Genomic DNA, 22,534 nt, shown 5'->3' on the forward strand with positions numbered 1-22,534 from the left:
GAAAACCCACACCACCTACGACCAAGCAACCGCATGGTCACACCGGCAACACGACCTCGCCGCTTGACATTCCGGCTCCAGGGATGTCTGACCCGCGACCGTCTCGGACGATCCAACGCCGTGGCGATCGGCCAGGACGCCCCTCACCGGAGTCCTGGCCCGACGCTGGTCCTTTGTGGCAGAGAGAGCGCCTAGGACGCCCCCCGGTGACGGCGGGCTCATTCCCGGTCGAGGATCTCATGAATGCGTTCGGAGATGCCGCCTTCGCCGCTGTGGCCTGCCCCGGCCGCGAGCAATCGCCGCTGGCTATTGCCGGGTAGATGTGCCTCGATCGCCTCTCGCGTCCACTCGGACATGGTCATGCCGCGTCGCTCGGACTCATGCAGCACGCGTGCAGCAAGATCATCCGAAAGCTTTATCGTGGTCCGCTTCACGTATGCCAGCATAATTTCTCACTTTCCGTCATAGTTTGGATTCAGAGCGAATCTGATCGCTCTGGTGACGGGCTCGGCGCCCGGCTTGGGAGTAGATGTGCCTCGATTGCCTCTCGCGTCCACTGGACACGGTCATGCCGGATGTGCCCCGTCTACCTCGCGCGCCGGTGGCCTCGCGTGAGTCCCGTCGCCCACTGCCAAACTATTTGGCTAATAGAGGTAGACAGATATTGGCTAGCATCCATTGAATATCTTCATGCAACCGCGAATAGACACGATCTTCGACGAGGGTGACATTCCCGAGGACCTCGAGCAGGCCGAGCTCGAGATCACGACTGATTACCACGTCACGGTCGCTCGCACCGGCAAGATGTGGACCGCCACCGTCGAGGACCTTCCGGACGGCCAGGTCATCAGGGCCCAGGGCGCGACCTGGGCGGAAACCCGCGACAACGTCATGGACTGCGTGCTCGACGCGCTCGCCCCGGACCCCGACACCGTGGGCTTCTACTTCGTGCCGGCCGACCCGGCGGCGGTGGAAGCGCTGAATAGCGTCCGCGACGCCCGCGTCGCACGCGTCTATGCCGAGCAGGCCGAGCGGGACGCTGTCCGCGGCGCCGTCCGCACCCTGATCGCCCAGGGCTGGACCAACCGCGACATCGGCAGCGCGCTGGGCCTATCCCACCAGCGCATCTCCCAGATCGCCCCGCGCGCCGCGGCTAGCATCTAAGACGTCCCCGATCGCCTGATTGGGACGAACTGCCGCTCTCGGGCTGGCTACCCGACACACACGGCGGCAGAAAGCCCCCGCCGGCCACGCGCCGACGGGGGCCTCCTCACTCCGGCCCCTGGGCCAGCTCCTACGCGCCAGTTATTCGCTTCCCCGGTTCCGGCGCGGCCGTCCTCCTTTACGAGCGCGACGCAGATTGTCGCCAGCGAAGGGAACGACCAGGCGGACGATGCCGTCGGCAGTAGCGCGGCAGGGTAGGGGATCGCTCCTCCAATAGCCCGTCGATGTCTTTGGCGGGAGTCAGCCGCTGGACGCGCGGAGTTAGACGCGGGGGCGGAGGGAATTGGACGATGATCGCCGAGGTCGCCGCAACCGTCACCGTTCGGATTCACAGAGAATCTGATCGCTCTGGTGACGGGCTCGGCGCCCGGCTTGGGAATGGTCCTCGCCTTCGGCTCGGGCTGTGTTTTCGAAGGGGGCCTGACGGCCCCCTTCGGCCCCCAGTCGAAGGGTTCCGCCCCTCGCGCTCCCCGGGCCGGGCCCTGCGTCGGCAATCAATCAACCCGGACCAAGAACCGGCCATGCGCCTTGCCGTGGACGAGGATGTGGGCTCCGCTGTGGTTCTACGACACGGGAACGCGGTCGGGTCGGCTGGGACCGATCGTCCACTCCTGGGAGAGGATGACCTCGCCGAACTTCGCGGAGAGGTCGCCTTTCGGGCTGCCGTTTGTGTCGCTGGTTGTGGTGTTTTCAGGGGATTGGCACGTTCCCACCGAGAGTAACAGGCGGCAGGCGTCACTGATCAAGGGGTCCTCGATGGCCTCCCGGGACCAGTCCCAGATCATCAGGCTCCAACGCTCGCCTTCATGCGGGGCGCGTACGTCGAGGTCGTCCAATTGTGGCGAAGTGATCATTGTGTACCGTCCTTCGAGGTCACCTGAGGCATGTGATCACTCCTTGAGGCATGTGGGTGTGGGGAGATAGGGGCGACGGCACGCTCGGCGGCGCCAACGTCTCACCGGAGAAGCGCGCCCCCCTCGCGCATCGTGCCCTCAGCATCGCAGCCGGGTACGACAATTTCCGCGCTCCGATCACGCCCGAGGAGCCCACCACCTCAGACCCTTGGCAGAGAGGTGCCGTCGAGAACCTTCGCCCTGCGGGCCATGGCCTCGGGCACCTCCCGCTGTGGCTGGAAGGGTTACGCTGGCTCATGTACGCCCCGGGTATCGCCACTGCTGTGCACGCGACCCGGGGCAAGCTGTTTTCGGCGCGGTGAACGTTTCTCCTCTTACAGCCCCGAGGTCATGATTCGGCGGCAGCGTCCGATTCGCCGGCGCAGGGTAGGGGATCGGTCCGACAGGGAGCCATGGCCCGGTGGAGTGGCGTAGGTAGGGCCTCGGTCGGTCGGGGCGTGAACCTGATCCGGGTGTTGTGGCGAGATATGGCCGACATGTCTTCTACGGGAAGGCCGGCCTTCATGCCATGGTGCTATCAATGACCGCACCGCCCGCCACCGCGGCCTCCGACGCCGAGCTGATCGCCGGCTCGCGGGCCGAGCCGGAGGCGTTCGCGGCGTTGTTCGACCGCTATTCGGCGATGCTGTACCGGTACGTGTCGCGCCGCCTCGGCCCCGAGGTCGCCGAGGATCTGGTCGGCGAGACGTTCCTGGTCGCCTTCCGGCGTCGTGACCGATACGACCTGACCTGCCCCGACGCCCGTCCCTGGCTGTTCGGGATCGTCACCAAGCTCGTCTCCCGCCACCACCGCACCGAGGCCGCTCACTACAGGGCGCTGACGCGAAGCCCGGTGGAGGCCGTCGCCGAGAGCCCGGCCGACCGGGTGGCCGACGGGGTGACCGCGACGGCGTCCCGCCCGCTGCTCGCCGCCGCGCTCGCGGGGCTCTCCAAGGGAGACCGCGACGTCCTCCTGCTGATCGCCTGGGGCGACCTCTCGTACGAGGAGGTGGCGCGGGCGCTCGGCATACCGATCGGCACGGTGCGCTCCCGCCTGAACAGGGCCCGGCGCAAGGTGCGCGAAGCACTCGGCCACACCAACCCGATGCGGGACGAGGAATGACCATGGACGACCTGACGATGCTTCGCGACCTCGGCCGCGACCTGGAGTACGAGCCGCCCGCCACGCTCGTCCGCCAGCGCCGCCGCCTCCTCGACGCGGCCACGGGCGTCCGCCGTCGACGGCGCATGCCAGGCTGGGTGGCGCTCGGCCTGGCCGCCGCGCTCACGGCCGTCGTCCTGGCCGTCCCGAGCCTGCTCCTGCGCATGAACGCGGCGAATGTCATGACCGACGACCTCGACTCGTCCCCGTCCCCAAGGCCCGTCAGAGCGCTCACGATCCTGCTGGTGGGCACCGGCGACCGGACGACGGGGAGTCGTGGGGACCGCGGGGGCGCTCCCACCGGCTCAGGGCAGGTCTCCGATGCCATCGTCCTGCTCCACCTGCCCGCCGATCGCAAGGACGTGACGGTGGTCAGCCTGCCGAGGGATCTGCTGGTGCGCATCCCCGACTGCCGGGCCTCACGGGGAACGACGGTGAAGGCCCACGCCGGGATGATCGGCTCGGCGTTCACGGCGGGCGGCATGCCGTGTCTGGCGAAGACGGTGGAGGAGTCCACGGACGTCCGCGTCGACCATACGGTGGAGATCCCCTACTCCGGATTCAAGAAGCTGGTGGACGCGCTCGGCGGGGTCGAAATCACGCTGCCGAAGGCCGTCAACGACCCGAAATCGGGCCTGCGGCTGCCGGCGGGACGCAGTCTGGTCAACGGTGAGCAGGCGCTGGCGTACGCGCTGGGCGACGGGTCCCATCTGGGGCGTATCGAGTGCCAGCAGCACCTTATGGGCGCCCTGCTGAAGAAGGCCGACTCGCTGTTCACCGAACCGGCGCGCATGTTGGCGTTCCTTGATACGGTCACGCGGTCGGTCACCACCGATGCCGGTCTGAACGTCGAGACGATGCTCGCCATAGCCGACGGCGTACGACGCGCGGGGACCCCCGCCGTCCACACCGTCACCGTGCCGGTACGCCGCAGCGCGGCCGACCCGCACCGGTTTGAACTGGACCGCCCGGCGTACGACCGCCTCTTCGCCCGAATGCGTGCCGAGTGACGCGCCGCCGTCGATCCGTGCTGGTGGCCGTTCTCATGGCCGCCGTCCTCGTCGGGTGCGGGATCGATCTCGGATACGACGACGGGTTCGACGAGCAGGTCTGTATGGACCGGGCCGCGAAAGAGAACGCGCTGTATCTGAAGGCGATGGAAGGCGCTATTCCCGCCGAGCGTCGCGTGGAGGTCAATGAGTGGAGCGGTTGCGACTCGGCGCCCAGTGGGGCAGAGCTTCATGTTTTCCTGGATCCGGACGCCGATCAGAAGACGATCCGCGGCTGGTTCGAGAGCGGCGGGTGGTCTTCGGGCCTGGCCCGGGAAATCGCCGCCCAATGTGGCACGACCTGCGCGTATGACAATGATTTCGTGAAGAAGGTCGGGCGCCGGGTCATCGGCGTGACGCTGGACGACAACTGGGTAGGGGTTCATGCCGCCGATCAGTGCTGGGACGACAACGGGTACCGATGCGAGTGACACTGGCGGCGGTTCCTGATGATTCCCGACCGTCTGCGGATGTCCCGGGACGTCCCTGAGCGCGCAGGCGAGATCGGTCCCTGAATTGATGACGCCCCATCCATCCTTGGATGTCCGCCAAGCCCTCCAGGCGCCCGACTGGAGGGCTTGGCGAGGATGGGGCTGAGCCGTAGGGACGGCGATCAGGTCGGCCGCCGGTGAAGATCGCTGGTGGGCATCGGCCAGCACGTCACCCTCACCGAGACCTGCGGGTCATCTGTGGGCTTGCGGTCTGACCCGGCGTCGGCGGTTCACCGCGGGTTCGGCGGTTGTGGCGCCGGGGATGAGCGTCGTGGTCAGGAGGTGGCGATGGTCACCCTTGGGAAGTCTTCCTGCGAGTTGGTTGGTGAGCAGGTCGACGGCGGTGGTTCCGGCTTCGGCTGAGCGGGCGGAGACGGTGGTGAGCTGGGGGTGGGTCAGCGGGGACGGGACGTCATCGCAGCCGATCACGCTGAACTCGTCGGGCACCGAAACGCCGCGCTCGGCCAGGCCGGCCAGCAGTCCTTGCGCCAGCATGTCGTCGAAGGCGATGACGGCGGTGGAACCGGAGGCCAGGAGCGCCTCGACGGCTTGCTTGCCCGCTTCGTACGACGACCGCCGCCCAGCGGTGATGGCCACCGACATGCCGCGTAGTTCGCCCGTCCGCTTGACGGTGTCGCGCCGCTGGCCGTTGGACCAGGAGCGTGTCGGGCCGCTCAGGTAGGTGATCTCTCGGTGTCCGAGCTCGGCAAGGTGGTTGACCGCTTCGGCCACGCCGCTCGTGGTGTCGATCAGCACGCGCGGTAGACCGGTCAGGTCGCGGTTGATCAGGACGACCGGGTGCCTTTTGGCGTGCGCCTGAATCACTACCTCGGTCATTCGGCTGGAGGCGATGACGAACCCGTCGACCTTCTGGGTGAACCGGGTCAGTAGCTGGTCCTCCTGCCGCGGGTCTTCGTCGGCGTTGCAGAGGAAGACCGAGTATCCCGCCAGGTCGGCCTGCCGCTCGGCTGCCTGGATCATCGGGGGGAAGAACGGGTTCGAGGTGTCCGCGACGACGAGCGCGAGGTTGTGCGAGCGGTTGATGGGCTGGGTGTCCGCGTCCGGGTTCGGCTGCTGGTATCCGAGTTCGGCGGCCACCGCCCGGACACGCCGGACGGTGTCGGCGCTGAGCCGGTGTGGCTGGCTGAAGACCCGTGAGGCGGTGGCCCGGGAGACCCCTGCCTTCTCGGCCACGGTGGCCAGGGTCGGCTTGCTCGGGCCGGTCTCGGGTGAGGGCATTGTCCATCACGCTCCTCGTCGGCGGCTGGGCTGCGGGAGTTAGGAGTGATCCCGATATTGGGCAACCGATTGCACACCATTTTTCCGCCTCTGACAAGAGCTGCGCGATTCACGTCTTCCAGCGAATCGGGGGTGGAACGAAGCAAGCCGGGTCGTTGTCCGCGACGACGTGTCACGGCGCCGCCGGGCCATGGAGCGTTGCCAAGCCGGACGCGGAGTAGGCCGCGCGGAGGGTGAGCTGCGCGGCACTGCCGCCTCCGGTGCGATCCAGGCCGAGCAGGGCGGCTCCGATCACGGGCGGATCGGACACGGTCTTCGGCACCGCGTTCGGGGCGGCCTCTGCCAGCAGTTTCGTCACGGTGTCGTTGAGCTGCGGGTGGCCTGCGGCCAAGACGCCGCCGCCGAGGACGACGTCGATCGGAGTGTCCAGGACTTCGAGCCGGCGCAGTGCGACGACGACCATCCTGACGATCTCCTCGGCCTGCCGGTGGACGACCGCCGAAGCGACCTCGTCACCCTGGGCGGCGGCGAGGAACAGGACGGGAGCCGCCTCCAGTCTCCTGGACGCCGGAATGTCGCCGAGATGGATCGCCTCGATGACCGCGGCGACCGACGGCAGGCCGAAGTGGTCCGGCACGAGTTCGGCCAGCAGCGTCGCCGGACCGCGGCCGTCCTCGGCTCGGGCGGCCGCCCAGTAGGCCTCGTCGGCCAACTGCCGTCCGCCTCCCCAGTCACCGGACAAGGCGCCCAGGGCGTAGAAGCGAGCCGTCCGCCCGTCGGGCAGCAGCCCGGCGCAGTTCATGCCGGTTCCGCAGACGACCGCGACGCCGCGCGGTTCGTCGACGCCGGCGCGTAGCAGCCCGAAGGTGTCGTTGACGACGTGGACCTGGGCAGCCCAGCCGCGATCCCGCAGGGCCGCGGCGAGGCGCTCCTCCTCGATCGGGAGGTCGGCGTTCGCCAGGGAGGCCGAGAGATCGGAGACCAGAGGCCCCCGGGTGAGGTCCAGCCCCGCCCGCTCCGCGGCCTGTCCGACGAGGGGAACAAGGCCCGCGACGGCAGCGGCCGCGCCTATCTGCTGTGGTTTGAATCCGCCTCCGCGAGCGGTGCCCAGGAGCGATCCGTCTGCGCCGACGATGGCGACGTCGGTCTTGCTGTTGCCGGCGTCGATCGCCAGGACACCGCCGGGGATCGTCGGCGGCGCCGTGGGGTCGGTGAGGGACGGCATCGTCACGCCCACTCCAGGTGGTGGCGATTGTGGGCCAGCAGCCGGTCGGTCAGCCCGCGCGCGAGATCGACCTGGCCGACGAGCGGATGCGCGAGCAGCGCTTCGAACACACGCTGCTCACCACCCTTCAGCGCCGCCTCGAGCGCCAGGTCCTCATAGGCCGAGACATGGGCGACCAGCCCGGCGTACAGCGGTCGCAGCGGCGCCACCGGTCGCGGCTCGGGCCCTCGCGCAGTGATCGTCGCCGGTACTTCGATCACCGCGTCGTCGGGCAGGAACGGCAGGGTGCTGTTATTGAGGGTGTTGACGACCTGGATGTCGCCGGTGTCGTTGAGCAGGGAGGACGCGAGCGCCACGGCCGCTTCGGAGTAGTAGGCGCCGCCGCGCCGGCCGAGCAGCGCGGGCTTCTCGTCCAAGTCGGGGTCGGCGTACATGTCGAGCAACTGCCGTTCGATCTCGGCGACCTGAGCCGCTCGCGACGGCTTCGCCTGCTGCTCACGAACCATCTGGTCGTGGGCGTAGAAGTAGCGCAGGTAGTAGGAGGGGACGACACCGAGCTGGATCAGCAGGTCGGCCGGAAGCTTCAGATCGGTGGCCAGCGCGTCGGCGTGCTCCGCGAGCAGTTTCGGCAGGACGTCCTCGCCCTCCAGGCGCACCGCGCGAATCCAGGTCAGGTGGTTGAGGCCGGCATGGTCGAGCGCCACCTTCTCGTAGGGTACGCCGAGCAGTCGCGCGAACCGCCGCTGGAATCCGATCGCCACGTTGCACAGCCCGACAGCGCGGTGACCGTGCGACAGCAGGGCGCGCGTCACGATCCCCACCGGGTTGGTGAAGTCGATGATCCACGCGCCGGGGTTGGCGCGCCGGACCCGGTCGGCGATGTCCAGGACGACGGGAACGGTCCGCAGCGCCTTGGCCAAACCGCCGGCGCCGGTCGTTTCCTGGCCGACGCATCCGCATTCCAGCGGCCACGTCTCGTCCTCGTTCCGTGCGGCCTGGCCGCCGATCCGTAGCTGGAGCAGGACCGCGGACGCGCCGTCGATGCCCCTGTCAAGGTCGGAGGTGGTGGTCACCCGGCCGGGGTGGCCCTGCTTGGCGAAGATCCTCCGGGCCAGGCCGCCGACGAGTTCGAGCCGGTCGGCGGCCGGGTCGACCAGCACCAGCTCAGTGATCGGCAACGAGGCGCGCAGGCGCGCGAAGCCGTCGATGAGCTCGGGCGTGTAGGTGGATCCGCCGCCCACGACTGCGAGTTTCAACCTTTGACTCCTGTGAGGGTGACGCCTTCGATGAAGGCCTTCTGCGCGAAGAAGAACACGATGATCACCGGCGCCATCACCAGCAGGGTGGCGGCCAGGGTGAGGTTCCAGTTGGTTTGGTGGGCGCCCTTGAACGACTCCAGTCCGTAACTGAGGGTCCAGGCGGCGGGGTTCTCGCTGGCGTAGATCTGCGGGCCGAAGTAGTCGTTCCAGAAGTAGAAGAACTGAAAGAGCGCGGCCGCGGAGATGGCGGGCTTGGCCATCGGCAGGACGATGCGGACCAGGGCGGTGAACTCGCCACAGCCGTCTATCTTGGCCGCATCGACGTAGTCCTTCGGGATCGTCAGCAGGAACTGGCGCAGCAGGAAAACGGTGAACGCGTCGGTGAACGCCATCGGGATGATCAGCGGCCAGAGCGTCCCCGTCAGATGCATTTGCTGCGCCCAGAACAGGTACATCGGCACGATCACGACCTGCGGGGGAAGCATCATCGTGGCGATGACGACCATCAGCGCCAGGTTCCGGCCGCGGAACTTGAAACGGGCCAGAGCGTAGGCGACGGGGATGCTGGACACGAGGCTCAGCACGGTGCCGAGCCCGGCGTAGAGCAGGGTGTTCTTCCACCAGGTCAAGAAGCCGGGCGTGTTCCAGACGGTGCGCAGGTTCTCCCAGTGCCAGGTGCTGGGCCACAGGTCCCGGGTGAGGGCCTGCTGGTCGCTCATCAGGGCGGTCAGGAAGAGGAACACGAACGGCAGCACGAAGAACAGTGCCGCCGCGACCGCCAGGGAGTGCACGGCGATCCACCGCAAGATCTTCGTGCGCCGCGCCGCTCGGGAGGAGGTGGTTCGGGCGACCCGAGAGGTGGCAACGGTCATCGTCATCGAGACCCTCAGTCTTTGGTGGACAGGAAGCCGCTGCCGCGGCGCATCAGCAGGGCGGTGAAGGCCATGGCCAGCCCGAACAGCACCAGCGCGATCACGCAGGCACCGCCGGTGTCGAAGCGCTGGAAGCCGAGGTGATAGATCAGTTGCGGGAGCGTCAGGGTGGATTTGTCGGGGTATCCGGGTTCGAACTGCTGGCCGGAGCCGCCGATGACGCCGCTGGCGACCTTTCCGGCGACGAGGGGCTGGGTGTAGTACTGCATCGCCTGGATCACGCCGGTGACGACGGCGAACAGGATGATCGGGGAGATGTTCGGCAGAGTCACGTGCCGAAAACGGTGCCACCGGCCGGCGCCGTCGAGCGAGGCGGCCTCGTACTGTTCCTTCGGCACGTTGAGCAGCGACGCCATGAAGATCACCATGAGGTCGCCGATGCCCCACAGCGCCAAGAAGGTGAGGGCGGGCTTGGACCAGTTCGGGTCGTTGAACCAGCCTGGTTGCGGCAGCCCGAGGTCGCCGAGCACGTTGTTCACCGGTCCGGTGCCCGGATTGAGCAGGAACGCGAACACCATCGTCGCGGCGACCGGCGGGGCGAGGTAGGGCAGGTAGAACGCGGTGCGGAAGAAGCCGCTGCCGGTCTTCACCTTGGTGATCAGCAGGCCGATGCCGAGCCCGAAAAGGACGCGGAGCGTGACCGTGACGACGACCAGCCACAGAGTGTTGCTGAGAGCCGGCCAGAAGAACGGGTAACCGGTGAACACGTATTCCCAGTTCTTCGGGCCGGTCCAGGTCGGTGGCGTGTATCCGTCGTACCGCATGAAGCTGAAGTAGACGGTGGAGACCAGCGGGTAGAGGAAGAAGACGCTGACGCCGACCAGCCAGGGGGACAGGAAGGCGAGGTTGCGCAGGGTTTCCCGGCGGCGCGTCCGGCGACGGTTCCGGCCACGTGCCGCCCTGAGGGCCGTTCGGACGGGTGGTGCTGTCATGTGATCCGATATCTCGTGCGTCGGGGAGTCGTCGGGAGAAGGTGGGTCACCCGGTCTGGGCGAGGTCCTTGTTGATCTGCTCCTCGGCGTTCTTCAGCGCCGCCGCCAGGTCGGTGATCTTGCCGGACTCGTACTGGTAGCCGAGATCCTTGAGGGTGAGCAGGTAGGCGCCGCCGTTCGGGGTGACCGGGGGGCTGATGGTGTTGGGGTTCTCGGCGATGCCGATGAAGATCTCCATGTAGGGATCCTTGGTCAGGTTCGGCGACTTGAACGCGTCGAGCGTCGACGGCACGTTGTGGATCGCGTTGGAGAAGTTCACGACCGCGTCGGTGTCGGTGGTGACGAACTTGGTGAACTCCCAGGCGGCGTTCTGCTTCTCGCTCTTGCTCGAGATACCGATGATCGTGCCGGCGAGGACGCCGCGGCCGTAGGTGTCGGCCTGGTCGTCCGGGACGGGCATCGGCGCGACGCCCAGGTCGAACGTGATGCCTGCCTCCTTGGCCATGCCAGCGCGCCACTCGCCGTCGAAGGCCATCGCGACCTGGCCGGTGTGGAGGGGGTTCTTGGCGCCGAACTCATCCCCGAAGGTCGCCCGATACTTCTCCAGCTTGGCGTAGCCGCCGAGGGCGTCGACGAGCTTCTTCTGGGTCTGGTAGGCCTGGACGACCTTCGGGTCCTGAGCGACGTTGGACTTGCCCTGGTCGTCGAAGTAGGTGAGACCGAACTGGAAGCCGTACTGCTCGATGCCCGCCTCGTAGCCGTGGAAGTTCGGCATGTAACCGAGTTGGCTGTAGGAGTCGCCCTTGGTCTTGGTGAGCTTCTTGGCGACGTCCTCGAACTCCGAGAACGTCTTGGGCGGCGCGGTGATCCCGGCGGCCTTGAAGGCGTTCTTGTTGTAGTAGAGCCCAAAGGAGTCGGCCAGCAGCGGGAGCGTGCACCGCTTGCCCTGGTACTGGGTGTAGTTCTGCATCGCCTTGGGGAAGGTGGCGTCCAGGTCGATCCCCGACTTGTCCAGGAACGGCTTCAGGTCGGTCAGTACGTTGGAGGAGCAGAACGCGCCGACGTTGGTGGTGGTGAACGACGACACCACGTCAGGGGCGGTCGGGCCGCCGGCCCGCAAAGCCTGCTTGATCTTGTCGTCGTTGATGTTGCCGACGGCCTTCACGTGGATGTTCGGGTGCTTGGATTCGAAGGCCTTGATGTTGGCGTCGATGGCGGCCACCTCGCTCGGCGCGCTCCAGCCATGCCAGAAGGTGATCGTGACGTCCTTGGTGGCGTCGTCGTCGGCCTTGGAGGCGGTCGGCGTTCCTGTGCAGCCGGCGACGAGCAACGCGAGGGCGGCGGCCGTCGCGAGCGCGGTATGAACTCGAGGCATGTCCTTCAGCTCCTGATCTTGACATGACACTGTGCGCGCACCTCCTCGGCCGACGGGTCGTCGACGCGTCCGGCGCCGCCACAGCGTGAAACCGTTAGGCCTCGTTTGGAAGGATCCCTAACAGAGGCGGCACATTAACGTGCACGCTCAGTGAATGTCAATTGCCGTTAGCGTGCACTTCTTCGCGCGGAACAGAAAGCGCCGTCGTAGGTCGAAGAAGGCTGAAACCAGGGCGTGACAGAGCCCATCGTGCACTTTATAGTCGCGCGCCGCCTGGCCGTTCGAGGGCTTGCGGGACTCCCAAAAATGGGGGGTGACAGTCCTGGGGGTGCACCCTATAGTCCCGACCAACACGCCAGGCGCCGCCCGGGTCGGGTAGCGCTTTTCAGTGAGGAGAAGAAATGGGAATCTCAGGTCGCCGGACGGCGGTCGCCGGCATCTCCGCGATGCTCGTGGCCGGGTCCATGATGGTGGGAACGGCCGACGCGGCCACCGTCGTGAGAGACGAGTTCAACTCGCTCAACACGAGCGTCTGGCACTGCGAGATCACCTGCCCCACGGTGTCGGGCGGGCTGGCCAAGTTCGACCTGCAGCCGGGCGTCGCGCCCAGGCGGACCGGCTCCTGGACCAAGATCGGATACAGGCCCACGCGCTACACCCGCGGCTCGTTCACGATCCGGTTCGCCCTCACCAAGAGGCCCACCAACCGTGCCGTCTGGTGGGGCCTGGCCCTGTGGGACGACGGTCCCGCGGCGGACGGGAGCCAGTTCAACGAGATCAACTTCGGCTACACCACGAACCAGAGCTTCACCAACACCCAGCTGCGCTTCGAGAGCGCCAAGCGCGGCAAGGACGTCTCGATCAAGGTCGACACCGGCGTCGACCTGTACGACGGGAAGTTCCACACCGGAACCCTCGAGTACGCCTCGGACTACGTGGCGTTCTATCTCGACGACCGGCTCCTCAAGGTGATCAACGACGAGAGCGTGGTCCCGACCGACCCGATGGAGCTCGTCATCGGCCCGCGCCTGGTCGACGGCAGCCAGCCGCTGGATCAGAAGTTCACCGAGACGGTCGACTACGTCAAGATCGAGACCTGATCGGCGCGGCCTCTCACCTCTCTTGAATAGAAGTTCTGGAGTGGGTGAGAGGCCGCCACGCGGACAACTGCTGGTCGTTGCGACGGCGCCGATATTCTGGCGGGATCGCAAAGACCGGCAGTTTTCTGTATGCATGAAACCCTCATCTCCTTTCCGATGGAGATTCGGCTTCTCCGAAGATTTCAGAGCAGCTTCAATCAGGCCGCTCATCTATGGAACGAGCAACCCTCAAAAAGAACCGGAGCCGATGGATCGGCTTCTTTGGTCAGCCGTCGGGCGGAATGGATTCTCTTTTCGCCTGCCCGTCGCCGGGTGAGCGCACATGGGCGGCGCGTCGGATGCACGGATCCACTGGGCGTGCCGTCATTCAAAGCCGAGTGGCATTGTCACCGCGGCGCAGATCTCGAACACGCCCTCCTCTCGGGGGAGTACGGCCTAGGCGCGGGGACGGAATACGGGCTTACGGCGGCGCGGGGAGCCGACCGCGGCGCCAGGGGTCTCGATCATGCGCGACATTGAATCGTGCAACCGGTTGTACGTCAAGGTTCGCGTAGTTCGTCCTGGCATGTCCTATGGGGGGTCCAGCAGCGGTGCCCGGCTGGCATCCAAATGGCCGGGAGGCGGTGGGGCGTCAGGCCCGCTGTGCGGTGGTGGCGCGGACGACCAGCGAGGTGTCCAAGAGAACACGTACGTCCGCGGCCGCGCTCGTGCCCGCGATCAGGCGCTGCGCCAGGAGATCGACCGCCGTGGCGCCCGCCTCGGCGGCGCGGGCCGAGACCGTGGTCAGCGGCGGATAGGTCTGGGCGGCCATGACGTCGTCACAACCGACGACGCTGAAGTCCTGCGGGACCGAGACCTGGCGCTCGGTGAGGCCGGCCATGACACCCTGTGCGAGAAGGTCGTCGAAGGCGATGACGGCGGTGGCGCCGGATTCGAGCAGACCGGACGCCGCCTGCCTTCCGGCGTCGTAGCTGGGAATGAGGCCAGGGAGTAGGACGGGCTTGACGCCCAGGCGCTCGCACGCGCGTCTGAAGGCCTTCTTCCGCTGCGTATTCGCCCAGGACCGGGTGGGTCCGCCCAGGTAGGCGACCTGCCTGTGCTGGAGCTGGGCGAGATGCTCCATCGCCTGGGTCACGCCGACCGACGTGTCGATGAGGACACGGGGGATACCCGGCAGGTCCCGGTTGACCAGCACGATCGGGCGGCGTTTGGCGTGCTCGCCGATCTGGGCGTTGGTCATCCGGCTCGCCGCGAGAATGAACCCGTCGACCTGGAGCGCGAGCTTTCCGGTCAGCATGTCCTCACGCGCCGGGTCCTCGGCCGAATTGCCGAGCAGGAGGGCCATTCCCGCGGCCTCGGCCCGCTCGGCGGCCGAGCCGATCAAGGGCGGGAAGAACGGGTTGGCGATGTCGGGCACGATCGCCGCCAAAAGCCCGTGCCGCCCGGTCGACAGGGCCTGGGCCACCGGGTTGGGCACGTAGCCGAGCTCGCGCGCGGCCTCCTGGACGCGGTTGACGGTGTCGGGGCGAAGGATCCTGGGGTTGCTGAAGGCGCGCGAGACGGTCGAACGGGAGACGCCCGCGAGTTTTGCCACGTTGGTGATCGTCGGCGCTGCGTTTCCGGACTCGGATCCGGTGGCGCGGGGAGGCATGGGGCGCAGCCTACCCATGCATCACCTCGCAAATGCAAGGTCATCAAGACATTGACGTACAACCGGTTGCACGGTTACATGACGCTCTCCGGGGACCTCCCGGGCTCTGATCTTCTGTGCCGCTCCGCGTGGAGCGGTGCTCTTCTGGCAGGAACGGTTCGTGATGCTCAGTCCCACCTCTGCCCTCAACATCCGCGTCAAGGATGATCCGATCATGGCGGGCAGGGCCGCGGCCGCGGAAGCCGCGGAGGCCCTCCGGCGAGCTCAGGCGGCGCAGGGCTCGGCGCGTGTCGTCTTCGCCGCCGCGCCCAGCCAGCGGCACCTCCTGGAGGCACTGGCACTTGAGGAAGAGATCGACTGGTCCCGAGTGACGGCCTTTCACATGGACGAGTACATCGGCTTGGATCCGGGCGCGCCGCAGCGCTTCGGCAACTGGCTGCGGACCGCGTTCTTCGATCGTGTTCCCCTGGAGGCGGTGCATCTCATCGACCCCGATCCCGCACCCGAGGCCGCGGCCGGCGCCTACGCCCGGCTGCTGGCCGAAGGGCCGATCGACCTGGTGTGCCTGGGGATCGGGGTCAACGGGCATCTGGCCTTCAACGACCCGCCGGTGGCCGATCTCGACGACCCGCAGGAGGTGAAGGTCGTGGAACTCGACGAGATCTGCCGTCGCCAGCAGGTCGACGACGGCGGTTTTCCGGACCTCGACCAGGTGCCCCGCCGGGCGATCACGCTGACCATACCCCGCCTGCTCGCGGCCGATCGGCTGGTCGCCGTGGTGTCCGGCAAGTACAAGAGCGAGGCCGTCCGGCGCACCCTCTATGACCCCATCGGCGCCGCCTGCCCCGCGACGGCACTGCGAACCCACCCCCGGTGCACGCTCTACTTGGACGCCGACGCCGCCAGTCTGCTCCCCTCGGGAGAGACAGATGAGGGCTGAGCGAAGTCTGAGCGGGCGGGACCCCGCCACCGGACGTCCGATGACCGTCACCGTCCGGGACGGCCTGATCGCCGCTGTCGAGGACGGCCCGAGCGGGGAGGACCACTGGATCTCCGCGGGGCTGGTGGACCTCCAGGTCAACGGATTCGGCGGGCACGACCTCAACGCCCACGGGCTGACCGTCGAGACCGTGATCGGCCTGGCCCGATCCCTCCAGCGCCAAGGTGTCACCACCTTCCTGCCCACGCTGATCACCGCGGAGCACGAGAAGATCAGCCACGCGCTCACCGCGATCGCGGAGGCGCGCCGGACCGATCCGCTCGCCGCCCACGCCATCCCCTACGTCCATCTGGAGGGCCCGCACATCTCCCCGCAGGAAGGCCCCAGGGGAGTGCACGACGAGCACCACATCCGCCCGCCCTCGCTGGCCGAGTTCGACGCCTGGCAGAACGCCTGCGGCGGTCTGGTCGGCATGGTCACTCTGTCCCCGCACTACCCAGGCTCGACCACCTACATCGCCGAGCTGGCCTCCCGCGGTGTTCACGTGGCGATCGGTCACACGCACGCCGACCCCGAGCAGATTCACGCGGCGGCACGGGCCGGAGCCCGGCTCAGCACACATCTGGGAAACGGTGCCCACGCGGTCCTGCCGCGGCACCCGAACTACCTGTGGAGCCAGCTCGCCGACGACGACCTGACCGCCTGCTTCATCGCCGACGGTCACCACCTGCCGCCGGATACCCTCACCGTCATGATCCGCGCCAAGGGGCTGGACCGATCCATCCTGGTCTCGGACGCCGTCGCCGTCGCAGGCCTGCCGCCCGGCCGGTACCGGACACCGGTCGGCGGCAGCGTCGAACTGCACGACGACGGCCGTCTGGTCGCCGCCGGAACCCCCTACCTGGCCGGAGCCGCACGTTCCCTCGCCGACGGGGTCGCCCACACGGTGCGGGCCACCGGGCTGAGCCTCGCGCAGGCCGTGCGCCTGGCCACCGTCCAGCCCGGGAGGTTCGCCGGCGGACGCGGACGGCTCGAGGTCGGGCAGCCCGCCGACCTCATCCGCTTCACCCACGCTCCGGGGGACCGCGAACTCGGAATCGACACCGTCTGGATCGCGGGTCAGGACACGCCCGGCTGAACGCCCCCTGCGCACCACACCGATCGCGGCCGCCCATCCGACATCTGGAGAACCGTGAAGATCACCGAGGCGCGCGTCATCGTCACCTGCCCCGACCGCAACTTCGTCACCCTCAAGATCGTCACCGACGACGGGCTGACCGGCGTCGGGGATGCCACCCTCAACGGCCGCGAACTCGCCGTCGCCGCCTACCTCACCGACCATGTCGTGCCGCTTCTCATCGGCCGGGACGCCGCACGCATCGAGGACATCTGGCAGTACCTGTACCGCGGCGCCTACTGGCGGCGCGGGCCGGTGACCATGAGCGCGATCGCCGCCGTCGACACCGCGTTGTGGGACATCAAGGGCAAGGCCGCCGGGATGCCCGTCTACCAGTTGCTCGGCGGCCGCTCCCGGGAGGGCGTCACGGTCTACGGCCATGCCAACGCCGAGACGGTCGACGGAATCCTGGAGGAAGTCGCCCACTACACCGCCCTCGGCTACCAGGCCGTCCGCGTGCAGACGGGCGTCCCCGGCCTCGCCTCCACCTACGGCGTCAGCGCCGACCGCATGTTCTACGAACCCGCCGACGCCGCACTGCCCACCGAGAACGTATGGTCCACTCCTCGCTATCTCGACCACGTCCCCGGGGTCTTCCAGCGGGTCCGCGAGGAGTTCGGCCCGCACCTGCGGCTCCTGCACGACGTTCACCACAGGCTCACCCCGATCGAGGCGGCGCGGCTGGGCCAGAGCCTGGAGCCCTACCACCTGACCTGGATGGAGGACCCCGTCCCCGCGGAACTCCAGGAGGGATTCCGGCTGATCCGCCAGCACACCACCACGCCCATCGCCGTCGGCGAGGTCTTCAACACCATCTGGGACTGCAAACGACTCATCGACGAGCAGCTGATCGACTACATCCGCGCCACCGTCGTGCACGCGGGCGGCATCACCCACCTGCGCAGGATCTTCGACTACGCCGCGATCCACCACGTCCGCAGCGGCTCGCACGGCGCGACGGACCTGTCGCCGGTCTGCATGGCCGCTGCCCTGCACCTGGACGTCAGCATCCCCAACTTCGGGCTGCAGGAGTACATGCGGCACACCGAGGCGACCGACGCCGTGTTCCCGCACACCTACCACTTCGCCGACGGCTACCTCCACCCCTCCGAAGAACCGGGCCTGGGCGTCGACATCGACGAGGAGCTCGCCGCCCGCCACCCCTACCGGCCCGCACAACTTCCCATCAACCGGCTTGAGGACGGCACGGTGCACAACTGGTGAAACGACTCAGCCTCTCCACCCTGGCGGCACTCCCCTCCGGGACGGACCTTCGCCTGCCGGACTACGACGCCGCCGATCTGCGGGTCGGGATCGTGCACCTGGGGCTGGGCGCCTTCCACCGCGCCCACCAGGCGATCTACACCGAGGACGGCCTCAACGGCGAGAACTGGGGAATCTGCGCCTACACCCAGCGGTCGGACGCCGCGGCCGCCGCGCTGGCACCGCAAGACGGCCTGTACACCCTCATCGAACGCGGGCCTGCCCCGGCTCCACCGCGCATCGTGGGTTCCCTGCGCGAGGCGCGGTCGGGGCCCAGCGATCCGGTGCCCGTCCCCGAGCGCATCGCCGACCCCGCCGTCCGCGTCGTCACCCTCACCGTGACGGAGAAGGGGTACCGGCTGGCCCCGACCGGCCGCCTCGACCACCAGGACCTCCAGACGGTCAGAGACGCCGCCCGCTTCGGCCTGCCAGACCATCGGCACGTCACCGTGGCCGGGCAACTGGTCGCCGGCCTGCGGCTTCGCCGCGACAGGGGCTCAGGCCCGATCACCGTCGTGTCCTGCGACAACCTGCCCGCCAACGGTCAGGCCGTCCACACCATCGTCCACGATTTCTGCGGCCTGCTGCCCGGCGGGGACACCCTGCCGCAGTGGATCGAGGACAACGTCGCGTTCCCCTCGACCGTGGTCGACCGCATCGTCCCCGCCGCGACGGACGCCGACCACGCCGACGCCCGTCGCGTCACCGGTCTCGACGACAAAGCCACCGTCGTCTGCGAACCCCACCGCCAGTGGGTCATCGAGGACCGCTTCGCCGCGCCCCGGCCCGCCTGGGAGAAGGCCGGGGCGACCCTCACCGGCGATGTGCGTCCCTACGAGGCGGTCAAGCTCCGAATGCTGAACGCGGCCCACTCCACCATCGCCTACCTCGGAGCGCTCGCCGGCCACACGACCATCGCCGAAGCGGTCCAGGACCCTCCCATCGCGCACGCCGCGGCCCGCCTGATGGCGGTCGACGCCGCGCCGACTCTGACTCCTCCGCCGGCCCTCGACCTGACCGCCTACCAGGACGACGTCCTGCGCCGCTTCGCCAATCCCGCCTTGGGGCACACGACCGCGCAGGTCGCCGCCGACGGCTCGGCGAAGCTGCCCATCCGCCTGCTCGGCACGATAGCGGACCGCCTCGACGCGGGCGAAGAACCCTCCTGGGCCGCGCTTGCCGTCGCCGCCTGGATGGTCCACATGGCCCGCCGCACCGACCGGCACGGCCGTCCGCTCACCGTCCGCGACCCGCTGGCGAGCGATCTCGCCCGCACCGAGGCGCTGCTGTCCCGGCCGCCCGCTCTGGTCGAGGCGTTCCTGTCGCATCGTGGAGTGTTCCCCGAACGACTCCACGACGACAACACCCTGCGAGACCTGCTGATCCACCACACACGGCGCCTTCTCTCCTGACCCGGCACCAGATCGACGACGATGAACACCAGGAGCGCTGACGGATGAGTGACGCTCCCTCATGAACGCTCTGCCTGACCACCCCACGATGAGCGTGGCCCGGGACGCGAAGGCCCTCGGCGCTGCGTGTTCTTTGTCGGAGCGGGCGATCACGATCGTCGCGTCCAGGTCCACCGGGATCAGGGCGCCGTCCACCCCGGGGGCGCGTTCGCCGGCGAGTGTCCACGCCCTGGCCCAGGCCGCGGCGCGGTCAGCGGCGGGTGCTCGTGATCAAGGGGAGGGAGCTGAGGCGGTGGTCCATGTGGTCGGCCACGAAAGAGGGGACCGGTAGGTCGCGTTTGGCTTGGGGCCAGGTGTCGAGCAATGCCGCGACGGTATCGGTGACGACCTGCGTCACCTGATCCACGTCGAGGCGTGCGCGTTGTGCGAGGTTGCGGAAGTTGTTCATCGTGATCAGCTTGGCGATCCGTCCGCCGTTCACCGGAAAGGCCAGTTCTTCGGCCCTGAACTCGTCATAGGACGAAACGGACACGAAGTCGTACGCCGGTGACAACCGGGTCGAGCGCCCATCGGGATAGCGCAGCGTCCAGTTCTTGAGGTGTGCGTCCAGGTTGCCGATCACGACGATCATGGTCAGTCTGCGCACATATTCCTCGATGTCCTGTGGGCAGACGGCGTTGATGAATCGTGCCAGGCCGGTGTAGGTGGCTCTGTCGTACTTCGTGTCCACGGAGACCTCCCGGACCTGGGCGAAGTCCTCCTGATGGACACGCCCTTCCGGCAGCCGGTCGAATCGTCGGACGGCGAACGCCATCTCCTCTGCGGAGATCAGTCCGTTGGGCAGGCCGGAGAGCTCCGCTCCGGCGAGGAGCTTGATGTCGGGTACATCGACGCCGACCAGCTTCGCCCAGCCGAGCATGGAGTACTCATTGACGGGAACCTCAGGGAATCGCCGATCGGGGAGCTTGACGATCCAGTCCCCGCCCTGCCCTGACATCGGCAGGACCAGGCCCTTGCCCTCCCACCTCATGGAGAACTTGGCCTGTACACCTGCCAGCGAGAACCGTACTTTGGCCAGGCTGTCGCGATCGGCTCCTTCAGCCAACTCCGGGATGGTGGAGGTGTCGGATTCCGGCACGACACGGACGGCTCCGGGCAGATCTTCGCCCAGGAAATTGAGCACCTGGAAATCGTGCGGGTTGGATCGGCCGAGCTCGCGGCCGATCAGACCGGGCAGTCCACTACCGGGCTCGGGGAGTAGGTTGGCGAACCACTCTGGTATCGAACCGCTCGCGGTCCTGCGCTTCTCCGGATTTACCTCAAAGCCTTGTCCCAGGATGGGGTGAATCGGCTCGATGTCGTCGTAGTCGAACCATGTGTTCCCGTCGAGGTAGCCGAGCGTGCCCACCCGGCGGTTCCCGAGGAAGACCCCGGCGGTCGCTCTATTGGTCAAGATCGTTGTCCTCGTCGAACAGAGCTGCCAGATCCGGCCCATCGCGGAAGCCGAAGAGCGCCTGACTCTGGACATGGTCGGCTATGACCTTTCGAACGATCGCGGCGCGTCTTTCCAAGAATTGTGACTCGTGGCCGGAACGCAGCATTTCCATGGCTTTGGGGTCGAGGCAGTGGCTGGCCAGTACCCGCTCGTCGAATTTATACCCGGACAACCCGAACAAGATGGAGAGGTAGTCACGATCTTGGGGTGGGTGGACGATGCGGTTCGCGATGCCTTTCCCCAGGTCGCTGGAGTCGTTGAGTATCGCCACCAGGGGAGCGCCTGCTTCGAGCAATTGAGCGGCGTCGATCGGCTCGCCGACGTAGTCACCGTACACGGAAATGCGCCGCGGGCTCCGGGACAGCAGGCCAAGAACATTGACCTTCGCCTGCGCGCGGTTCAGGCGCGTCTGAGAAAGGTCGGGTCTCCATGGGGATGCCGGCGGGAGAAGGTCGAGAAGCCTTCCCGCGCTGGCGGAGGGATCAGTGTGGATCGCTCCCGCGCCTTGCCGCACACCGACGGTGTTGCCCTGGGGAGCCACGCCGAGAACAGCGCCTCGCCAGATCCATCTGCGGAGCAGCTCGGCGGCTCTGCCCTCCGGCGGGCCGAACGTCGCCATGAACCTCGCCAGCACCGGTATGAACAGGGAGTACGGAAGCAGTTTGCTGTGAGGGATATGGGCTTCGTCGCGGAGGAAGTCGATCACATGTCCGAGCGCCGCCTCGGTGTCGACGAAGCTCTGATGCCGGTCCTGGTCGTCTTCGAACTCCTCGCGGAAATCGCGGTCCACCTTCGGATCGCGGATCGCCAGGAGGCTCTGCATGAGGATCTGCTCGGACAGTTCACCGAACCCGAACGTTCTGACGCTCGTGGCCAGTGTGCGAAGGTCGCTGGGCTTCTGTTCGGCGGAGATCGAGTGCAACGCGTTGAACACTTCCGCACTCTTGAGTGGTTTGCCGAAGGTGTTCATGCGATCGAAGATGTCACGCAAGGCGTTCTCGTCGTCACCGGTGACGACGTACATGGGGATCTTGTAGTCGCGTATCGCGGCGACCACTCGATCGGCCAGCGCGATCTGGTCATCGCTCAGATGCGGCCGGTCGCGAATCCAGGAGTTCGTTCTGGCGGTACTCAGGAGGAGGGCCATGGGCAACTGGTCGATCCCGGAGTGGGCGCGGCGCGGCAAGGACACGAATTTGCCGCTGCTCAGGTCAAAGTAGATTCGGAAACGCGGATCGACCGTGTCCTCGGTGGCGGTCAGCGCGGCGACCAGGCTGGTGATCCGCTGCTGCCCGTCCACGACCCAGAAAGCATCGCCGAGGGCAGGGGCCTCGAAGTTCAAATGCCCGATGACGACCGTTCCGACGTCTGCGGGGCGCTGCCAGACCAGGAGGTTCCCGATCGGATAGCCGCGCAGGATGCTGTCGAACAGTTCGGTGACGTCCCTTCGTTCCCACCTGTAGGAGCGTTGGAACGACGGCATTCGTATCTTTCCCTGCAATGCGAACTCGACCAGTTCGCTCGGGAGCACGCTGTCGACTTTTGGTCGGGTCACCGCCGCCATGCCGTCCTCCTCACGTCCGCTCGCCCTTCGTGGTGGACTTCCGCGACCGCCGAGCACCTGTTCGTCCTGATCGATGCTGATGCGAGAGGTTCGAACGCCTCGACATCGTCGGTGGTAAGGGAGTCGCCGGCCACAATTCCGCCTGGAGGCG

General features: G+C 67.5%; 20 protein-coding genes. 9 read left to right on the forward strand and 11 right to left on the reverse strand.

All coding sequences use genetic code 11. The annotated features are described in order from the left end of the window. Nucleotides 1-218: 218 nt before the first annotated feature. On the reverse strand, nt 219-434 hold the full coding sequence (locus tag AB0H21_RS21315; RefSeq protein ID WP_358519038.1) for a CopG family transcriptional regulator: 216 nt from the start codon (nt 432-434) through the stop codon (nt 219-221). A gap of 256 nt (nt 435-690) precedes the next feature. Between AB0H21_RS21315 and AB0H21_RS21320 the strand changes: the two genes are divergently transcribed. Next, entirely contained in the window at nt 691-1,164 is a 474-nt protein-coding gene (locus AB0H21_RS21320) for a hypothetical protein (RefSeq protein WP_358519041.1), read from the forward strand. A 623-nt stretch (nt 1,165-1,787) separates the two neighbouring features. Here AB0H21_RS21320 and AB0H21_RS21325 read toward each other — a convergent pair. Then, complete coding sequence (locus AB0H21_RS21325; RefSeq protein WP_358519044.1) at nt 1,788-2,078, reverse strand: hypothetical protein; 291 nt, start codon at nt 2,076-2,078, stop codon at nt 1,788-1,790. Between the two features lie 580 nt (nt 2,079-2,658). Here AB0H21_RS21325 and AB0H21_RS21330 point away from each other — a divergent pair. Genes AB0H21_RS21330 through AB0H21_RS21340 form a run of 3 tightly spaced genes read left to right on the forward strand, consistent with a single transcriptional unit; the run spans nt 2,659 to nt 4,759 of the window. Continuing rightward, nucleotides 2,659-3,240: an RNA polymerase sigma factor gene (locus AB0H21_RS21330; RefSeq protein WP_358519047.1), complete on the forward strand. Its 582-nt coding sequence runs from the start codon at nt 2,659-2,661 to the stop codon at nt 3,238-3,240. A 2-nt stretch (nt 3,241-3,242) separates the two neighbouring features. Beyond that, nucleotides 3,243-4,289, forward strand: a complete 1,047-nt coding sequence (locus AB0H21_RS21335; protein WP_358519051.1) for an LCP family protein — start codon at nt 3,243-3,245, stop codon at nt 4,287-4,289. Nucleotides 4,290-4,306: 17 nt separating this feature from the next. Beyond that, the gene (locus AB0H21_RS21340; RefSeq protein ID WP_358519054.1) at nt 4,307-4,759 is read left to right on the forward strand and encodes a hypothetical protein; all 453 of its coding nucleotides are present in this window, start codon (nt 4,307-4,309) and stop codon (nt 4,757-4,759) included. 252 nt (nt 4,760-5,011) lie between these two features. Here the strand turns inward: AB0H21_RS21340 and AB0H21_RS21345 are convergent, their stop codons facing one another. From AB0H21_RS21345 to AB0H21_RS21370, 6 genes are all read right to left on the reverse strand, one after another. Then, a complete protein-coding gene (locus AB0H21_RS21345) occupies nt 5,012-6,058 on the reverse strand; it encodes a LacI family DNA-binding transcriptional regulator (RefSeq protein ID WP_358519057.1) in 1,047 nt (348 codons plus the stop codon). A 172-nt stretch (nt 6,059-6,230) separates the two neighbouring features. Beyond that, on the reverse strand, nt 6,231-7,283 hold the full coding sequence (locus tag AB0H21_RS21350; RefSeq protein ID WP_358519800.1) for a BadF/BadG/BcrA/BcrD ATPase family protein: 1,053 nt from the start codon (nt 7,281-7,283) through the stop codon (nt 6,231-6,233). A gap of 2 nt (nt 7,284-7,285) precedes the next feature. After that, on the reverse strand, nt 7,286-8,539 hold the full coding sequence (locus AB0H21_RS21355) for a 6-phospho-beta-glucosidase (protein ID WP_358519060.1): 1,254 nt from the start codon (nt 8,537-8,539) through the stop codon (nt 7,286-7,288). Continuing rightward, nucleotides 8,536-9,420, reverse strand: a complete 885-nt coding sequence (locus AB0H21_RS21360; RefSeq protein ID WP_358519063.1) for a carbohydrate ABC transporter permease — start codon at nt 9,418-9,420, stop codon at nt 8,536-8,538. Before AB0H21_RS21360 ends, AB0H21_RS21355 begins: the two co-directional genes overlap by 4 nt. Nucleotides 9,421-9,428: 8 nt before the next feature. Further along, complete coding sequence (locus tag AB0H21_RS21365; RefSeq protein ID WP_358519066.1) at nt 9,429-10,406, reverse strand: sugar ABC transporter permease; 978 nt, start codon at nt 10,404-10,406, stop codon at nt 9,429-9,431. A gap of 46 nt (nt 10,407-10,452) precedes the next feature. Beyond that, nucleotides 10,453-11,781, reverse strand: a complete 1,329-nt coding sequence (locus AB0H21_RS21370) for an ABC transporter substrate-binding protein (RefSeq protein ID WP_358519069.1) — start codon at nt 11,779-11,781, stop codon at nt 10,453-10,455. A gap of 401 nt (nt 11,782-12,182) precedes the next feature. Here AB0H21_RS21370 and AB0H21_RS21375 point away from each other — a divergent pair, with 401 nt between their 5' ends. Next, a complete protein-coding gene (locus AB0H21_RS21375; RefSeq protein ID WP_358519071.1) occupies nt 12,183-12,881 on the forward strand; it encodes a hypothetical protein in 699 nt (232 codons plus the stop codon). A 631-nt stretch (nt 12,882-13,512) separates the two neighbouring features. Here AB0H21_RS21375 and AB0H21_RS21380 read toward each other — a convergent pair. Further along, the gene (locus AB0H21_RS21380) at nt 13,513-14,475 is read right to left on the reverse strand and encodes a LacI family DNA-binding transcriptional regulator (protein ID WP_358519074.1); all 963 of its coding nucleotides are present in this window, start codon (nt 14,473-14,475) and stop codon (nt 13,513-13,515) included. 220 nt (nt 14,476-14,695) lie between these two features. Between AB0H21_RS21380 and AB0H21_RS21385 the strand changes: the two genes are divergently transcribed. Genes AB0H21_RS21385 through AB0H21_RS21400 form a run of 4 tightly spaced genes read left to right on the forward strand, consistent with a single transcriptional unit; the run spans nt 14,696 to nt 19,324 of the window. Continuing rightward, complete coding sequence (locus AB0H21_RS21385) at nt 14,696-15,472, forward strand: 6-phosphogluconolactonase (RefSeq protein WP_358519803.1); 777 nt, start codon at nt 14,696-14,698, stop codon at nt 15,470-15,472. Next, nucleotides 15,462-16,610, forward strand: a complete 1,149-nt coding sequence (locus AB0H21_RS21390) for an amidohydrolase family protein (RefSeq protein ID WP_358519077.1) — start codon at nt 15,462-15,464, stop codon at nt 16,608-16,610. The genes AB0H21_RS21385 and AB0H21_RS21390 overlap by 11 nt, the downstream gene beginning before the upstream one ends. A 54-nt stretch (nt 16,611-16,664) precedes the next feature. Further along, a complete protein-coding gene (gene manD, locus AB0H21_RS21395) occupies nt 16,665-17,873 on the forward strand; it encodes a D-mannonate dehydratase ManD (RefSeq protein ID WP_358519079.1) in 1,209 nt (402 codons plus the stop codon). Beyond that, nucleotides 17,870-19,324: a mannitol dehydrogenase family protein gene (locus AB0H21_RS21400; protein ID WP_358519082.1), complete on the forward strand. Its 1,455-nt coding sequence runs from the start codon at nt 17,870-17,872 to the stop codon at nt 19,322-19,324. The genes manD and AB0H21_RS21400 overlap by 4 nt, the downstream gene beginning before the upstream one ends. A gap of 250 nt (nt 19,325-19,574) precedes the next feature. On the opposite strand, the gene AB0H21_RS21405 is transcribed toward AB0H21_RS21400, so the two are convergent. Continuing rightward, the gene (locus tag AB0H21_RS21405; RefSeq protein WP_358519805.1) at nt 19,575-20,777 is read right to left on the reverse strand and encodes a type II toxin-antitoxin system HipA family toxin; all 1,203 of its coding nucleotides are present in this window, start codon (nt 20,775-20,777) and stop codon (nt 19,575-19,577) included. Next, nucleotides 20,767-22,383, reverse strand: coding sequence for a DUF262 domain-containing protein (locus AB0H21_RS21410; RefSeq protein ID WP_358519085.1), 1,617 nt, complete (start codon nt 22,381-22,383; stop codon nt 20,767-20,769). The genes AB0H21_RS21405 and AB0H21_RS21410 overlap by 11 nt, the downstream gene beginning before the upstream one ends. Between the last annotated feature and the right edge of the window lie 151 nt (nt 22,384-22,534).

Origin of the sequence: Sphaerisporangium sp. NPDC051011 (genome assembly GCF_040653595.1) — a bacterium.
Taxonomy (GTDB): Bacteria; Actinomycetota; Actinomycetes; order Streptosporangiales; family Streptosporangiaceae; genus Sphaerisporangium.

Excerpts from the sequence above, each read along its gene's own strand:
- AB0H21_RS21325 (WP_358519044.1), bottom strand. The coding sequence starts at position 2,078 with ATGATCACTTCGCCACAATTGGACGACCTCGACGTACGCGCCCCGCAT.
- AB0H21_RS21410 (WP_358519085.1), bottom strand. The coding sequence starts at position 22,383 with ATGGCGGCGGTGACCCGACCAAAAGTCGACAGCGTGCTCCCGAGCGAA.
- AB0H21_RS21365 (WP_358519066.1), bottom strand. The coding sequence starts at position 10,406 with ATGACAGCACCACCCGTCCGAACGGCCCTCAGGGCGGCACGTGGCCGG.
- AB0H21_RS21345 (WP_358519057.1), bottom strand. The coding sequence starts at position 6,058 with ATGCCCTCACCCGAGACCGGCCCGAGCAAGCCGACCCTGGCCACCGTG.
- AB0H21_RS21370 (WP_358519069.1), bottom strand. The coding sequence starts at position 11,781 with ATGCCTCGAGTTCATACCGCGCTCGCGACGGCCGCCGCCCTCGCGTTG.
- AB0H21_RS21375 (WP_358519071.1), top strand. The coding sequence starts at position 12,183 with ATGGGAATCTCAGGTCGCCGGACGGCGGTCGCCGGCATCTCCGCGATG.
- AB0H21_RS21330 (WP_358519047.1), top strand. The coding sequence starts at position 2,659 with ATGACCGCACCGCCCGCCACCGCGGCCTCCGACGCCGAGCTGATCGCC.
- AB0H21_RS21360 (WP_358519063.1), bottom strand. The coding sequence starts at position 9,420 with ATGACGATGACCGTTGCCACCTCTCGGGTCGCCCGAACCACCTCCTCC.
- AB0H21_RS21320 (WP_358519041.1), top strand. The coding sequence starts at position 691 with ATGCAACCGCGAATAGACACGATCTTCGACGAGGGTGACATTCCCGAG.
- AB0H21_RS21390 (WP_358519077.1), top strand. The coding sequence starts at position 15,462 with ATGAGGGCTGAGCGAAGTCTGAGCGGGCGGGACCCCGCCACCGGACGT.
- AB0H21_RS21385 (WP_358519803.1), top strand. The coding sequence starts at position 14,696 with ATGCTCAGTCCCACCTCTGCCCTCAACATCCGCGTCAAGGATGATCCG.
- AB0H21_RS21335 (WP_358519051.1), top strand. The coding sequence starts at position 3,243 with ATGGACGACCTGACGATGCTTCGCGACCTCGGCCGCGACCTGGAGTAC.
- AB0H21_RS21350 (WP_358519800.1), bottom strand. The coding sequence starts at position 7,283 with ATGCCGTCCCTCACCGACCCCACGGCGCCGCCGACGATCCCCGGCGGT.